12 protein-coding genes are annotated in these 16,154 nt (G+C 54.1%); 10 read left to right on the top strand and 2 right to left on the bottom strand.

Translation table 11 applies throughout. The features are described from left to right. The first annotated feature begins 2 nt into the window (after window positions 1-2). Window positions 3-1,001, top strand: a complete 999-nt coding sequence (gene rpoS, locus QZQ97_RS13915) for an RNA polymerase sigma factor RpoS (protein ID WP_004950287.1) — start codon at window positions 3-5, stop codon at window positions 999-1,001. 80 nt (window positions 1,002-1,081) lie between these two features. Here rpoS and mutS read toward each other — a convergent pair whose 3' ends face one another. Beyond that, window positions 1,082-3,637 (bottom strand): DNA mismatch repair protein MutS, encoded by a 2,556-nt coding sequence (mutS, locus tag QZQ97_RS13910; RefSeq protein WP_311993956.1) that lies wholly within the window; start codon window positions 3,635-3,637, stop codon window positions 1,082-1,084. An 888-nt stretch (window positions 3,638-4,525) separates the two neighbouring features. Here mutS and QZQ97_RS13905 point away from each other — a divergent pair. The 5 genes from QZQ97_RS13905 to chbG all read left to right on the top strand — a co-directional run bounded on the left by QZQ97_RS13905 (window position 4,526) and on the right by chbG (window position 9,428). Continuing rightward, window positions 4,526-4,843, top strand: a complete 318-nt coding sequence (locus QZQ97_RS13905; protein WP_311993955.1) for a PTS sugar transporter subunit IIB — start codon at window positions 4,526-4,528, stop codon at window positions 4,841-4,843. 11 nt (window positions 4,844-4,854) lie between these two features. Continuing rightward, window positions 4,855-6,216 (top strand): PTS N,N'-diacetylchitobiose transporter subunit IIC, encoded by a 1,362-nt coding sequence (gene chbC / locus QZQ97_RS13900; RefSeq protein ID WP_013811541.1) that lies wholly within the window; start codon window positions 4,855-4,857, stop codon window positions 6,214-6,216. Window positions 6,217-6,264: 48 nt separating this feature from the next. Further along, window positions 6,265-7,650, top strand: coding sequence for a glycoside hydrolase family 1 protein (locus QZQ97_RS13895; RefSeq protein WP_311993954.1), 1,386 nt, complete (start codon window positions 6,265-6,267; stop codon window positions 7,648-7,650). 14 nt (window positions 7,651-7,664) lie between these two features. Beyond that, a complete protein-coding gene (gene chbR / locus QZQ97_RS13890; RefSeq protein ID WP_311993953.1) occupies window positions 7,665-8,513 on the top strand; it encodes a transcriptional regulator ChbR in 849 nt (282 codons plus the stop codon). Between the two features lie 153 nt (window positions 8,514-8,666). Further along, window positions 8,667-9,428: a chitin disaccharide deacetylase gene (gene chbG / locus QZQ97_RS13885; RefSeq protein ID WP_311993952.1), complete on the top strand. Its 762-nt coding sequence runs from the start codon at window positions 8,667-8,669 to the stop codon at window positions 9,426-9,428. A 40-nt stretch (window positions 9,429-9,468) separates the two neighbouring features. Here the strand turns inward: chbG and QZQ97_RS13880 are convergent, their stop codons facing one another. Beyond that, the gene (locus QZQ97_RS13880) at window positions 9,469-10,854 is read right to left on the bottom strand and encodes an MFS transporter (protein ID WP_311993951.1); all 1,386 of its coding nucleotides are present in this window, start codon (window positions 10,852-10,854) and stop codon (window positions 9,469-9,471) included. Between the two features lie 250 nt (window positions 10,855-11,104). Between QZQ97_RS13880 and pncC the strand changes: the two genes are divergently transcribed. From pncC to alaS, 4 genes are all read left to right on the top strand, one after another. Continuing rightward, the gene (gene pncC, locus QZQ97_RS13875) at window positions 11,105-11,593 is read left to right on the top strand and encodes a nicotinamide-nucleotide amidase (RefSeq protein ID WP_311993950.1); all 489 of its coding nucleotides are present in this window, start codon (window positions 11,105-11,107) and stop codon (window positions 11,591-11,593) included. A gap of 112 nt (window positions 11,594-11,705) precedes the next feature. Then, window positions 11,706-12,770, top strand: coding sequence for a recombinase RecA (gene recA, locus QZQ97_RS13870; RefSeq protein ID WP_004950320.1), 1,065 nt, complete (start codon window positions 11,706-11,708; stop codon window positions 12,768-12,770). A 64-nt stretch (window positions 12,771-12,834) separates the two neighbouring features. After that, on the top strand, window positions 12,835-13,341 hold the full coding sequence (gene recX, locus QZQ97_RS13865) for a recombination regulator RecX (RefSeq protein WP_311993949.1): 507 nt from the start codon (window positions 12,835-12,837) through the stop codon (window positions 13,339-13,341). 132 nt (window positions 13,342-13,473) lie between these two features. Then, on the top strand, window positions 13,474-16,101 hold the full coding sequence (alaS, locus tag QZQ97_RS13860) for an alanine--tRNA ligase (protein WP_311993948.1): 2,628 nt from the start codon (window positions 13,474-13,476) through the stop codon (window positions 16,099-16,101). The last annotated feature ends 53 nt before the right edge of the window (window positions 16,102-16,154 follow it).

Genomic DNA, 16,154 nt, shown 5'->3' with positions numbered 1-16,154 from the left:
ATATGAACCAAAATACGCTGAAAGTTAACGAGTTACAGGATGATGCGGATTTCGACGAGAACGCAACGGAAGCGGAATCATTCGACGAAAAAGCACTGGTCGAAGAAGAGGCCAGTGAGAGTGATCTAGCAGAAGAAGAGTTGTTGTCTCAAGGCGTTACTCAACGCGTATTGGATGCGACGCAGCTCTATCTGGGCGAAATCGGTTATTCTCCGCTGCTTACCGCAGAGGAAGAAGTTTATTTTGCGCGGCGTGCACTGCGCGGTGACGTGCCGTCCCGCCGCCGAATGATCGAAAGCAACCTGCGGCTGGTGGTGAAAATTGCCCGCCGCTATAGTAATCGCGGCCTGGCGCTGCTGGATCTGATTGAAGAGGGTAACCTCGGCCTGATCCGCGCAGTGGAAAAGTTTGACCCGGAACGCGGTTTCCGTTTCTCAACTTACGCAACCTGGTGGATCCGTCAGACGATTGAACGGGCGATAATGAACCAAACCCGAACCATTCGTTTGCCTATCCACATCGTTAAAGAACTGAATGTCTATTTGCGCACCGCGCGCGAGCTTTCTCATAAACTGGATCATGAACCGAGCGCTGAAGAGATTGCCGAGCAACTCGACAAGCCGGTCGATGACGTCAGCCGTATGCTGCGTCTGAACGAACGTATCACTTCTGTCGATACGCCGTTGGGCGGTGATTCAGAGAAAGCTCTGCTGGACATTCTGGCTGACGAGAAAGACAACGGGCCGGAAGACACCACGCAAGACGATGACATGAAGCAGAGCATCGTTAAATGGCTGTTCGAACTGAACGCCAAGCAGCGTGAAGTGCTGGCTCGTCGTTTCGGCCTGTTGGGCTACGAAGCGGCGACGCTCGAAGATGTGGGCCGTGAAATTGGCCTGACTCGCGAACGTGTACGTCAGATCCAGGTTGAAGGTTTGCGTCGCCTGCGTGAAATTCTGCAGTTGCAGGGCCTGAGCATTGAGGCGCTGTTCCGCGAATAACGTCGGCAGTTGAATCGCATCAAAATAAAAACGGTGAGCATAATGCTCACCGTTTTTTTATGCCCGTAGCGCTGGCGGATTTACACCATTTTCTTCAGGCGGTAAAGCCACTCCAGCGCCTGTCGTGGTGACAGTGAGTCCGGATCCAGCGCTTCGAGCGCTTCTACCGCCGGTGAAGTTTCCTCATTCAGTAGCGTCATCTGGGTGGCGTCAACGGTACCGGAGGCGGTATGGCTTGAGATGGCTTCCAGCTCACGCAGCTTCTGGCGCGCGCGTTTGATCACCTCTCGCGGCACGCCGGCCAGCGCCGCAACTGCCAGACCATAGCTTTTACTTGCCGCACCATCCTGCACGCTGTGCATGAAGGCGATGGTGTCACCATGTTCCAGCGCATCCAGGTGCACGTTAACCACGCCCTCCATTTTCTCCGGCAGAGTAGTCAGCTCGAAGTAATGGGTGGCGAACAGTGTCATGGCCTTAATACGGCTGGCCAGATTCTCCGCACAGGCCCAGGCTAGGGAAAGGCCGTCGTAGGTCGATGTGCCACGGCCGATTTCATCCATCAACACCAGGCTGTGCTCGGTGGCGTTATGCAGAATATTGGCGGTCTCGGTCATTTCCACCATGAAGGTGGAGCGGCCAGAGGCCAGGTCGTCCGCTGCGCCAACGCGGGTAAAGATACGGTCCACTGGGCCGATCACGGCCTTGGCTGCCGGCACATAGCTGCCGATGTGTGCCATTAGAACGATCAGCGCCGTTTGACGCATATAGGTGCTTTTACCGCCCATATTGGGGCCGGTAATGATCAGCATGCGACGCTGAGGTGACAGCGATAGCGGGTTGGAAATAAATGGCTCGCTCAGCACCTGCTCGACCACCGGATGGCGGCCTTCGGTGATGCGCACACCCGGCTGTTCGCTCATGGTCGGGCAGGCATAGTTCAGCGTTTCCGCACGCTCCGTCAGGTTAGCCAGTACGTCCAGCTCAGCCAGCGCACCGGCGCTTTGCTGCAATTCCCCGAGATGCGGCAGCAGCAAATCGAACAGTTCTTCATACAGGCCTTTCTCGATCGCCAGCGCTTTGCCTTTGGAGGTCAGGACCTTGTCTTCATACTCTTTCAGTTCGGGAATGATATAGCGTTCGGCGTTTTTCAGCGTCTGGCGGCGCACGTAGTGGATCGGTACCAGGTGGCTTTGTCCGCGGCTGACCTGGATGTAATAGCCGTGTACGCCGTTAAACCCCACCTTCAGCGTATCCAGCCCCAACTTTTCGCGTTCGCGGATCTCCAGACGGTCCAGATAGTCGCTGGCGCCGTCGGCCAATGCGCGCCACTCATCCAGCTCGCTGTTGTAACCGGGGGCGATGACGCCGCCGTCACGAACCAGCACAGGCGGAGCTTCAACTACCGCTCGTTCCAGAAGATCCTGCAGTTCATTAAACTGGCCGACTTGCGACAACAGATGCTGCACGTGCGGGGTTTCCACACCCTGGAGCAGCGCGTGAATATCTGGCAACTGCTGGAATGCATGGCGCATGCGCGCCAAATCGCGCGGGCGTGCAGTACGCAATGCCAGACGCGCCAGTATGCGTTCCAGATCGCCCACCTGCCGCAGCGAAGGCTGCAGATCGGCATACAGATCCTGTAGGGCACCAATCGCCTGTTGGCGGTTGTTCAGTACCTTGATGTCGCGGGTCGGCATATGCAGCCAACGCTTGAGCATACGGCTGCCCATCGCCGTTGCGGTGCAATCGAGAATGGCCGCCAGCGTATTTTCGCTGCCACCAGACAGGCTCTGGGTCAGTTCAAGGTTACGCCGCGTTGCGGCATCCATGATGATGCCGTCCTGCTGACGCTCCATGGTGATGCCACGGATATGCGGCAATGCCGTGCGCTGAGTATCTTTGACGTACTGCAACAGGCAGCCGGCGGCGCGCAATGCCTGATGGGCCTGTTCCACGCCAAAACCGGTGAGATCGCGGGTGCCGAACTGCAGGTTAAGCTGCTGGCGTGCGGTTTCGGGTTCAAACTCCCACAATGGACGACGGCGCAGGCCGTGGCGCTTCTCGATAAGCGCCATGTGTTCAAAGGTTTCCGGATAAAGCAGCTCGGCGGGATTGGTACGCTGCAACTCGGCCGCCATGGTTTCGACGTCTTCCGGTTCGGCGACGCGAAAACGGCCGGAGCTGATGTCCAGCGTAGCGTAGCCAAAGCCCCTTGCGTCCTGCCAGATAGCCGCCAACAGGTTATCCTGGCGTTCCTGCAGCAGTGCTTCGTCGGTAATGGTGCCGGGCGTGACGATACGCACGACCTTGCGCTCGACCGGACCTTTGCTGGTCGCCGGATCGCCGATTTGTTCGCAAATGGCGACGGACTCACCGAGCTGAACCAGCTTGGCAAGGTAGTTTTCGATCGCGTGGTGCGGCACGCCGGCCATTGGGATTGGCTCACCCGCCGAAGCGCCGCGTTTGGTCAGCGAAATATCCAACAGTTGGGAGGCGCGTTTGGCGTCGTCGTAGAACAACTCATAGAAATCGCCCATGCGGTAGAACAGCAGGATCTCGGGATGCTGGGCCTTGAGGCGCAGGTACTGCTGCATCATCGGCGTGTGTGAATCGAGTTTATCGGTGCTGGTCATAACGTTACCGTTTCCAATCCATTGAATTTAAAGTTAATTGTGATTTTCATTGTCATCATTAGGTATCAGGCCGTTTCACAAAAAATCACTAAATCTGTGGGTTGCGAGCAAAATAGACGATAGCTCATGTAAATCAATCAGTTGGTCTAAAACGGAGCTTATAGGACAGGCAAACAGGCTGGCAAACTTTTGTCGCCTGAGTCATCAAGATGATGAGGCTTGCGTGTTACTTGAAGCGCTACGAATAGAGGACCTTTTTCCAACGCTATACTAGCCCAGTGGACAATCCGCTGTCACAGGTAAAAATTGGAAGCTTTGCGCAAAGTTGGCTTGCAATGAAAGGATGAAGTTGCAGATCAATCTGCCCGTCGGCACCAAAGTACCATTATCTTTCCCTTCGATTTTTTACGTTCCCTTTCCGTTGGCGCACGCCAGACGCGTAATGCCAGGGCATGCCCGTTCGGCTACAGATTTTCGGGTGCTTCCTGTACAGCGCCATAATCAACTGTGAACTATTTGATGCTTTTACCTTGCATGCGATAAGACAAGGTCACTGATAAGACGTATATATAGCATGTGTATTTACAACTTATTGTTTATAGATAATATTTAATGGAAGTCTGCGTTTTTATTTCGTCATGTGCATTTATTTGTTAAGCCGGTCACATAATTTTTTTGCCCGAAATGTGAAGAGGGTCAATCTGCCAGGTCAAGGAGAGACGGTTCTTTAGCAAGGTGAATTACTTATCCCCGCCTGTGGCTCCGTATACTGTTCGCAACCAGGGCAACATTCATGGAATCTTCACAAGGAAAGTGCGTAGGGCAATCGTCATTGCATCTGGCATACAAATGACATGTGGCTTTTTTGATTATCTCAAGGTGCTTGGTATGGAAAAGAAAAAAATCTATCTGTTTTGTTCTGCCGGTATGTCCACCTCTCTGCTGGTTTCAAAAATGAAAGCGCAAGCGGAGAAGTACGAGGTGCCGGTGATCATTGCCGCTTATCCCGAAGCTCTGGCCGCGGAGAAAGGCGCTGAGGCAGATTTGATCCTGCTGGGGCCACAGATTGCCTACACGCTTGCCGAAGTGCAAAAACAGTTGCCGCATAAGCCGGTCGAAGTGATCGACTCCGTTTTGTACGGCAAACTCGATGGCCTTGGGGTGTTGAAGGCAGCGGTTGCCACAATAAAAAAAGCTAACCAATAAGGGGAGTTGCCGTGAATACGTTAATTGCCTCATTGGAAAAGGTCATTCTGCCTTTTGCCGTGAAAATTGGTAAGCAACCCCATGTTAATGCCATCAAAAACGGGTTTATCCGGTTAATGCCGCTGACGCTGACCGGGGCCATGTTCGTTTTGATCAACAACGTGTTTCTCAGCTTCGGTGAGGGATCGTTCTTCTTCTCCCTGGGAGTGCGGCTGGATGCATCCACCATTGAAACGCTGAATGGTCTGAAAAGCATCGGCGGCAGCGTTTATAACGGCACTCTCGGGATCATGTCCCTGATGACGCCTTTTTTTATCAGTATGGCTTTAGCTGAGGAAAGAAAGGTTGATCCGCTGGCAGCCGCGTTGCTGGCTGTTGCCGCCTTTATGACCGTGACGCCGTTCAGTGTGGGTGAAGCCTACGCCGTGGGGGCGAACTGGCTGGGGGGCGCCAACATCATTTCCGGAATGGTGATCGGCCTGGTGGTGGCGGAGATGTTTGCCTTTGTGGTGCGCCGCAATTGGGTGATCAGCCTGCCGGACAGCGTGCCATCTTCGGTATCACGCTCTTTCTCCGCGTTAATCCCCGGCTTTATTATCCTGTCGATTATGGGCGTGCTGGCCTATTGCCTGACGCTTTGGGGCACCAATTTTCACCAAATCATTATGGACAGCATCTCGGCTCCGCTGGCGAAAATGGGCAGCGTGGTGGGGTGGGTGTATGTGATGTTCTCTTCGCTGCTGTGGTTTTTTGGGGTGCATGGCTCAATGGCGCTGGCTGCGCTGGACAGCGGCATCATGACGCCATTCGCGCTGGAGAACGTGGAGCTTTACAACAAGTACGGTTCCGTCGAGGCGGCGGTTGCTGCGGGAAAAGAGTTCCATATGTGGGCGAAACCCTTTGTGGATTCCTATATCTACCTGGGGGGGACCGGCTCGACGCTGGGGCTGATTATTGCCATCTTTATCGCCTCACGCCGTGAAGACTACCGTCAGGTTGCCAAGCTGGCGACCCCGTCGGGTATCTTCCAGATCAATGAACCTATCCTGTTTGGCCTACCGGTGATTATGAACCCGGTGATGTTTATTCCGTTCATCCTGGTTCAACCGGTATTGACGATCATCACTACGGTGGCCTATTACACCGGGATGATCCCGCCCATCACCAACATTGCGCCATGGACCATGCCGGTCGGGCTGGGGGCGTTCTTCAACACCAACGGCAGCATCGTCGCCATGTTGCTGAGCTTCTTCAACCTGGGCGTGGCGACCTTGATTTACCTGCCGTTCGTGATGATTTCCAATAAGGCGCAAAGCCAGATCGATCAGGCGACCGAGAGCGAAGAAGATATCGCCAAGGCACTGAAATTCTAACTGTCGGAATGGGGCAGCGTCCGCTGCCCCGGTTGTAGGGGCGTTTGGATGAAATATCAATTTGCTGACGATTTCTGGTGGGGAAGCGCCACGTCTGCGCCGCAGTCTGAAGGGGCATCTGCGCGGGATGGCAAAAGCCGCAACATCTTCGATTACTGGCATGAAACCGCTCCCGAACGTTTTCATCATCAGGTTGGTCCCTCCGAGGCGTCCACGTTTTATGACAATTTCCAGGACGATATCCTGCTGTTAAAAACGCTCGGGCATAACACCTTCAGAACGTCCATCTCCTGGTCCCGGCTGATACCTGATGGCGATGGCGAAGTGAACCCCAAAGCGGTTGCTTTCTATAATGCGCTGATTGATAGCCTGTCAGCGCAAGGCATCACGCCATTTATCAATATCTACCATTTTGATATGCCGCTGTGCATGCAACAGAAAGGCGGCTGGGAAAGCAGGGCGGTGGTTGAAGCCTATGCGCGCTATGCCAGGATCTGCTTCAGCCTGTTCGGCGACAGAGTCACCCACTGGTTTACTTTCAATGAGCCCATTGTGCCGGTTGAAGCGGGGTATCTGAACGACCTGCACTATCCGTGCGTGGTCGATTTCAAAAGGGCAGTCGTGGTGGCTTACCACAGCGTTCTGGCGCACGCAAAAGCGGTGAGCCACTTCAGAGCGGTGGGTAACGAGGGCACGATAGGCATTATTTTGAACCTGAGCCCAACCTATCCCCGGTCGACCAGTCAGGAAGACCTCGTGGCGGCCAACTATGCGGATTTGCTGCTGAACAAGAGCTTCCTGGATCCAGTAACAAAAGGGCGTTATCCGCAAGAATTGGTGGATTTGCTGAAAACCCATGGGCTGCTGCCACAGACTGATCCAGAGGACGCACAGCTGATCGCTAATGGGGTTGTGGATATCCTGGGCGTCAATTATTACCAGCCTCGCAGGGTTAAAGCGAAAGACGGTTTCCGGGCAACCGATGAGGTGGCGATGCCGGAAGATCTGTTCAGCTATTACGACATGCCTGGCCGCAAGATCAATCCGCATCGGGGGTGGGAAATCTATGAAAAAGGGCTGTATGACATCCTGATGGATCTGAAGGAAAACTACGGCAACATTCCTTGCTATATTTCAGAAAACGGCATGGGCGTAGAGGGTGAAGAGGCCTTTATCGGCGCCACTGGGCGGGTGGAGGATGATTATCGAATCGACTTTATCCGCGATCATCTGAAATGGCTGCATCAGGCGCTGTCGGAGGGTGCCAACTGTAAAGGTTATCATTTGTGGACCTTTATCGACTGCTGGTCCTGGCTCAATGCCTATAAAAATCGCTATGGGCTAGTCAGACTGGATCGGGAAAGCCAACGGCGCACGATTAAAAAGAGTGGCTACTGGTTTGCCGAAACGGCCAAGCAAAACGGTTTTGACTAAGGGGAGCGCACTGGGTGACTGATAATCAGGTTTCGCTGAATGCGAACGACGTTAAGCTGATTCGGGAGCAGGATTTTTTTAACTGCAAAGACTTTCATCTGTTTATCTATAACAAGGTGGAGAGCGCGACCGGGCTGCATCAGCATGACTACTATGAGTTCACCATTGTCCTGAGCGGTAAATGCTATCAGGAGATCAACGGCAAGCGGGTGCTGCTGGAGCGGGGAGACTTTGTTTTTATCCCTATCGGCTCACGGCACCAAAGCTTTTACGAGTTTGGCGCCGCAAAAATTTTCAACGTGGCTGTCGGCAAGGTCTTCTTTGAAGAGCACTACCTGCAGCTTTTGCCGCGCTGTTTTGTCGCCTCGCAGGCTTACAGTCTGAAAAATGAATTTTTGGCCTATATCGAGTCGGTAGTCGGTTCCCCGCAGTTTCGCGAAGATGACTTTGCCGAGTTCCTGGAAACGCTGACTTTTTATATCGTCAGCCGCATCCGTCACTACAAGGAAGAGTGCGGCGAAGGCGATGACATTCCCCAATGGCTGAAGAACACGCTGGCGGGCATGCATGATAAAGCGATGTTTGGCGAAAAGGCTTTGCTGAATATGGTTGAGCTGTCGGGAAAAACTCAGGAATACCTGACCCGGGCGATGCGGCGCTACTACCATAAAACACCGATGCAGGTGATTAATGAAATCCGCATCAATTTCGCCAAAACGCAGCTTGAGGTGACGAACTATTCCGTGTCGGATATTGCCTTCGATTCAGGCTACGGTGACGTGAGCCTGTTTATTAAAAATTTTAAAAGACTCACCGAAGTCACGCCGGGTAATTACCGAAAAAAGTTCTGCGGCCCTATTTAGGGCCGCTCCCGATAAGCATTAACGCCGATATTCCGAATACCTTTCAGGGCATCCATAGCCTGATGAAATAAGTTTCTTTGCATACGCGAAGGGGACCTGCCGTACCTGACGGACGGCTTTCCCTTGCCAAAAATTTGTTAAATGGATACCAAAATGGAAAAGTTACTGATAGTGAATGCCGATGACTTTGGCCTGAGCAAGGGCCAGAACTACGGGGTTATCGAGGCGTTTCACTACGGAGTTGTCTCTTCAACTACCGCGATGGTGAATGGCGAGGATGTGCACCATGCGGCGAAATTGAGCAAGGTTTTTCCCGGGTTGCGGGTGGGCCTGCATTTTGTGTTGACTCATGGGCGCCCATTGACTGTGATGCCGTCATTGGTCAACGAACGGGGGGAACTCGGTAAGTGGCTATGGGAAAGGGCCGAGTCTGCGATGTTGGATTTGGACGAAATCTACAATGAGTTAGTGGGGCAGTACGACAAATTTGTGGCTGTTTTCGGCAAAGCGCCCACTCATATCGACAGCCACCATCACGCACATATGCTGCCGCAGATCTATTCGTTGGTAGAAGCCTTCGCTCAGTCCAAATCCATACCGCTGCGTATTGATCGTCAGGCAGTGGAGCAGCAAGACATTCCGCTGCGTTATGATCGCAGCACCGAGTGGTTTGATTCGGGTTTTTATGGCGAGGCCATATCCGAAGCCCTGTTTTTGCAGGTGCTTGAGCGGGCCGACGAACGTGGTGCCGGTTCAGTAGAGATGATGTGCCATCCGGCATTCCTGGATAAAACTCTCCTGGAGAGCAAATACTGCTACCCGCGGCTTGCGGAAGTGGATGTTTTAACCGCACCAGGCATTAAAAATGCGATTGCGGAGCGCGGTTACCGCCTGGGATCTTTCCTGGATCTGTGATGCCTCGATATACCGCTCAAGGGGTGGGGGGGGCCGACGATTAAAGCATTGAGTGAGCCTTTTTCAATCCTGTATCATCATCGGGATCGGCACCCTGCGGGATGGGTTCCTCCGCTGCCGGCGCTTCGTTGGGGTGATCATCTACCGGATCCGGCGCGGCCTCCGGAGGCGGCATGGTATCGTGGATGATCTGCTCATCGAAGGTTGGGTTCAGTGCCGGGGAAAGCGGCGAACTGGTCAAGCTGTCCGGCAGGGGAATATGCGGTAATGGTGCATCCTGCACAAACTGCGATTCGTCTTCTTTTACCGTACGGCTGAAGGCCACCAGCAGCACGCCGCAAAGCGAGAAGAACGCATACAGAATGTTGCCGCCAAGCGGCTGAATCAGCGCACCCACCGCCAGTGGACCGATACTGGCACCGACGCCGAACGCCATCAGCAAGCAGGCTGCCAGCGATACGCGCCGCTCAGGCTCGATCATATCGTTCGCCAATGCGACGACCAGTGGGTACAGGGTGAATTGCAGCATGCTGACGATGAATCCCACCACCAGCAGCGCAGGAAAATCAATGTGCGGTACCAGAGCCAGCGGCAATGCCGCCACGATCAGTAAAATGGCATTGATGCGCATCAACAGCGTACGGTTATAGCGGTCTGACAGCCAACTGAGCGGGAACTGCGCCACCAGTCCGGCAAAGATGGAGATCGCCATAAACAGGCCGGTTTGTTGGGTCGTTAGCGCCTGCATGCTGGCGTAGACCGGTGCCAGCCCATAGAAAGAGCCTACTACCATGCCGATCACCAGCGTGGTCGCCAGTACCTTGGGAATAGCGCCGACAAAATAGCGCAGTTCCATTGGCGCCGGTGACATATGACGCGCATTGGTCCGAGTGGTGAGGGCGATAGGTACCAGGCAGAGTGCAAAACACAGCGCGATCAACAGCAATGTGGTGATGCCGAGATTGGTCTGCAGCATAAGCACCACCTGGCCCAGCGACATGCCCAGGTAGGTGGCCGCCATATAGAAACCGAAAACTATACCGCGCTGATTGGATTCCGACTGGTCGTTCAGCCAACTCTCCAGCACCATAAACTGGCACATCATGCACAGGCCGATAATCAGGCGCAGCACCACCCAGACAGGAATGTACTCCGTCAGGCCGTGCCCCAACACCGCAGCGGTAATTATGCCGGCGCAGGAGACGTAAGCGCGGATATGGCCGACGCGGGCAATCAGGAAATGACCGACTTTACCGCCGATCACCAGGCCGATGTAGTTGGCGGCAATAATTGCGCCGATCAGCGCACCTGTTACATGGATTGAGGTTAAACGCAGGGAGATGTAAGTGGTGAGCAACCCTGAACCCAGCAGCATCAGCAGGGTGGTGGTATACAACGGAAAGAAGACGCCTAACGTTTTTTTCACTCTATCATCCTAATCTTTTGTCCTGGTTTGCCTGAGCCAGCCATGCCGGCAGCACAGACGGCCCTGTGAGATCCCTCATCCTGAAACGCCGTTCGTTAACCCGGGCGTTACATTTGATACTAGCAGTTTGACCCGCGGCTTAACACCGTCTCTCCTGCGAGAAACTGCGCATTTATGTCATCGCACCGTCGGCCAGGCATTGATAAGTGCTACTATCGGGCGCATATACCTGATTCGCTATGGAGGGGTTATGAGTGAAAATCAGCTGCGGGAACTCAGCATTGCCGTAGGGGAAAAACTGAAGGCCAAGGGCCAGTGGATCACCTGTGCGGAATCCTGCACCGGCGGCGGCATCGCCAAAGCCATTACTGACGTTGCCGGCAGCTCCGCCTATTTCGATCGTGGGTTCGTCACCTACAGCAACGCGGCGAAACACGAGTTGCTGGGCGTGGCGGAAGCGACTCTTGCTGCCCACGGTGCCGTGAGCGAGGAAGTGGTGCGCGAGATGGCGCAGGGGGCATTACACGCGGCGCAGGCCAGCCTGGCGCTGTCGGTCAGCGGCATTGCCGGGCCGGACGGCGGCAGTGCGGAAAAACCGGTGGGTACCGTATGGTTTGGTTTCGCCGAACGTTCTGGGCAGGTGTTGGCGCACAAGATGCAATTTGCCGGCGATCGTGATGCAGTGCGGCTTCAGGCGACGATTTTCGCACTGCAAACCGCACTTGACGAATTTTTGTAAAATTAGGCTTGATACTGTATGACCATACAGTATAATTAGCGACATTTCCTGCACAACATACATTCCGTGGCAGTGTGGGGTAACACCGGCATTGCGAAACGAAGGAGCAAAAATGGCTATTGATGAGAACAAGCAAAAGGCGTTAGCTGCGGCACTGGGCCAGATTGAGAAACAGTTCGGCAAAGGCTCCATCATGCGTCTGGGTGAAGACCGTTCTATGGATGTAGAAACGATCTCTACCGGCTCACTGTCACTCGATATCGCACTGGGTGCGGGCGGCCTGCCAATGGGCCGTATCGTTGAAATTTATGGCCCGGAATCCTCCGGTAAAACCACGCTGACGCTGCAGGTTATCGCTGCTGCGCAGCGCGAAGGCAAAACCTGTGCATTCATCGATGCCGAGCACGCGCTGGACCCGATTTACGCCAAAAAACTGGGCGTCGATATCGACAACCTGCTGTGTTCCCAGCCGGACACCGGTGAACAGGCTCTGGAAATCTGTGATGCCTTGACCCGTTCTGGCGCGGTTGACGTGATCATCGTTGACTCCGTAGCGGCGCTGACGCCAAAAGCGGAAATTGAAGGTGAAATCGGTGACTCACACATGGGCCTTGCGGCACGTATGATGAGCCAGGCGATGCGTAAGCTGGCCGGTAACCTGAAAAACGCCAACACGCTGCTGATCTTCATCAACCAGATCCGTATGAAAATTGGTGTTATGTTCGGTAACCCGGAAACCACCACCGGCGGTAACGCACTGAAATTCTATGCTTCTGTTCGTCTGGATATCCGCCGTATCGGTGCGGTTAAAGAAGGCGATGAAGTGGTGGGCAGTGAAACCCGCGTTAAAGTGGTGAAAAACAAAATCGCTGCGCCATTCAAGCAGGCTGAGTTCCAAATTCTGTACGGTGAAGGCATCAACAGCCGCGGTGAACTGGTCGATCTGGGCGTTAAGCACAAGATGATCGAGAAAGCTGGCGCCTGGTATAGCTACAACGGCGATAAAATCGGTCAGGGTAAGGCAAATGCCTGCAACTTCCTGAAAGAAAACCCGGCGGTTGCCGCTGAACTGGACAAAAAGCTGCGTGACCTGCTGCTGCACAGCAACGGTGAACTGGTTACTGCTACCAATGAAAGCTTCGATGATGGCGAAGCTGAAACCAGCGAAGAGTTTTAATCGCTGTTGAGGTTGGTGTGTGCCGTTTAGGTCGCACCAACGTCGATTAAATCAGGCTTGAATAATGAATGATTTGCTAAGCCGCGCAATGCGCCTGCTGTCGCAACGCGATCATAGTGAAGCTGAACTGCGCCGCAAACTTGCGGCGCAGCCATTTATGGCGAAAGCCAGATTTGGTTCCAAGATCCCCACCCCCTCTGCGCCTCCCCCTGAAGAACCCGTAGATCCTGCCGTTATCGAGCAGGTTATTGCCTATTGCTACCAGCACAACTGGCTGGACGATCAACGCTTTGCCCGCAGTTATATCGGCAGTCGCAGCCGTAAAGGCTATGGCGCGCAGCGCATTCGCTCGGAACTGATGCAAAAGGGCGTGGAGAAAGAGCTGACTCAGACGGCGCTGGCGGACTGTGATATCGACTGGTGTGAACAAGCCAAACTGGTGGCGCAGCGTAAATTTGGCGACGAGCTGCCAACGGACTGGAAAGAGAAGGCCAAAGTGCAGCGTTATCTGCTCTATCGGGGCTTCTTTCAGGAAGAAATTCAGTCAATTTACCGTGATTTTGCGCAATGAACGCACACGGGGTTTTACTTCCCTCTGAAGAAAATTTATCTTATCCCCACTTTTTGTTCGTGAGCTGGATGCCATCGTCAGGATGCTGCGCTCTTGCTCACGTGTCGTTATTCTAGCCTTTCCGGGAAAATTATGAGCAAGAGCACCGCTGAGATCCGTCAAGCGTTTCTCGATTTCTTTCATAGTAAAGGCCACCAGGTTGTAGCAAGCAGCTCCCTGGTACCTAACAATGATCCGACATTGTTGTTTACCAATGCCGGCATGAACCAATTTAAAGATGTTTTCCTGGGGCTGGACAAGCGTGCCTATTCCCGCGCCACTACATCACAGCGTTGCGTGCGCGCAGGCGGTAAGCATAACGATCTGGAGAACGTCGGTTATACCGCGCGTCACCATACGTTCTTTGAAATGCTGGGCAACTTCAGCTTCGGCGACTATTTCAAACACGATGCCATCAGCTACGCATGGGAACTGTTGACCGGTGAAAACTGGTTTAACCTGCCGAAAGAAAGGCTGTGGGTGACCGTCTATGAAACCGATGACGAAGCCTTCGACATCTGGCAGAAACAGATTGGCGTACCGGCAGAACGCATTATCCGTATTGGCGACAATAAGGGGGCGGCCTTCGCGTCTGACAACTTCTGGCAAATGGGCGATACCGGCCCATGTGGCCCGTGCACCGAGATCTTCTATGATCACGGCGATCACATCTGGGGTGGCCCGCCAGGTAGTGCTGAAGAGGACGGCGATCGTTACATCGAGATCTGGAACATCGTTTTCATGCAGTTCAACCGTCAATCCGACGGCACTATGTTGCCACTGCCAAAACCTTCGGTAGATACCGGTATGGGCCTTGAGCGCATTGCCGCGGTGTTGCAGCATGTCAATTCCAACTATGAAATCGACCTGTTCAGCAAGCTGATTACCGCTGTGGCGAAAGTGACCGGCGCGGTTGATTTGGATAACAAATCCCTGCGTGTTATCGCCGACCATATTCGTTCCTGCGCCTTCCTGGTGTCAGATGGCGTAATGCCGTCAAGTGAAGGCCGTGGCTACGTGCTGCGTCGCATCATTCGTCGCGCTATCCGCCACGGCAATATGCTGGGCGCGAAAGAGAGCTTCTTCTATAAACTGGTTGCGCCGTTGATAGAAGTAATGGGTCCGGCAGCCGAAGAACTGAAGCGTCAGCAATCGCTGGTTGAGCAAGTGTTGAAAACCGAAGAAGACCAATTTGCCCGCACGTTGGAACGTGGCCTGGCGTTGTTGGACGAAGAGCTGGCCAAGCTGCAGGGCGATACCCTGGATGGCGAAGCAGCTTTTCGCCTGTATGACACTTACGGCTTCCCGGTCGATTTGACCGCAGATGTGTGCCGCGAACGCGGTTTGAAAGTGGATGAAGCTGGCTTCGAGCTGGCGATGGAAGCGCAGCGTCGCCGTGCGCGCGAGTCCAGCGGCTTCGGTGCCGACTACAACAGCATGATCCGCGTTGACGACGCCAGTCAGTTCAGCGGATATGACCGAGAAGAACAGCAGGCTACAGTGACTGCGTTGTTCCGCGACGGCCAGCCGGTGAATGAAATCCACGCAGGCGAAGAGGCTGTAGTGGTACTGGATGAAACGCCTTTCTACGGTGAATCCGGTGGCCAGGTTGGCGATAAAGGCGTGCTGAAAGCCGCTGGCGCTGATTTTGTGGTCAGCGATACTCAGAAATATGGTCAGGCCATCGGCCATTTGGGTAAATTGTCCCAGGGTTCGCTGAAGGTGAAGGATCGCGTTGATGCGCAGATCGATACCGCCCGCCGTAATCGCATTCGTCTGAACCACTCCGCTACCCACCTGCTGCATGCCGCATTGCGTCAGACGCTGGGCGACCATGTGGCGCAGAAAGGCTCGCTGGTTAACGATAAATATCTGCGTTTCGACTTCTCGCATTTTGAAGCGATGAAGCCGGAACAAATCCGCATCGTGGAAGATTTGGTCAACCAGCAGGTGCGTCGCAACCTGCCGGTGCAAACCGAAGTGATGGCGCTGGATGATGCCAAAGAGAAGGGCGCGATGGCGCTGTTTGGTGAGAAGTACGACGACAGCGTACGTGTACTGACCATGGGCGACTTCTCTACCGAACTGTGTGGCGGTACTCACGCCAGCCGTACCGGTGATATCGGCCTGTTCCGGATTCTGACCGAGTCAGGGACCGCAGCGGGTATTCGCCGTATTGAGGCCGTAACCGGCGAGGGCGCTATTGCTACCCTTCATCAGCAAAACGATCTGCTACAGGACGTTGCGCACCTGGTGAAAGGCGACAGTAACAACCTGACGGACAAGGTGCGTGCGGTACTGGATCGTACTCGTGCACTGGAGAAAGAGCTGCAACAGCTGAAAGATCAGCAGGCTGCACAGGAAAGCGCTTCGTTGTCCAGCCAGGCAAAAATGGTTAATGGCGTGCAGCTGTTAGTCAGCCAGCTTGATAACGTTGAGGCGAAAATGCTGCGGACCATGGTTGACGATCTGAAAAATCAGCTGGGTTCTGCAATTATCGTGCTTGCCACTACGGCCGACGATAAGGTTAGCTTGATTGCCGGCGTGACCAAAGATTTGACCGACCGGGTGAAAGCCGGCGAGTTGATCGGTCAGGTAGCGCAGCAAGTTGGCGGCAAAGGGGGTGGGCGCCCCGATATGGCGCAGGCTGGGGGCACCGACGTCAGTGCTCTGCCGGCGGCATTAAACAGTGTAGAGGCCTGGGTGGCTTCGAAACTGTGAATATAAATAAATAGCACTCATAAACGCCATAAGTCATTGCTGATTATGGCGTT

Origin of the sequence: Serratia sp. root2, assembly GCF_031931805.1 — a bacterium.
Taxonomy (GTDB): Bacteria; Pseudomonadota; Gammaproteobacteria; order Enterobacterales; family Enterobacteriaceae; genus Serratia; species Serratia inhibens.
This window is presented reverse-complemented; position numbering and strand designations above follow the sequence as displayed.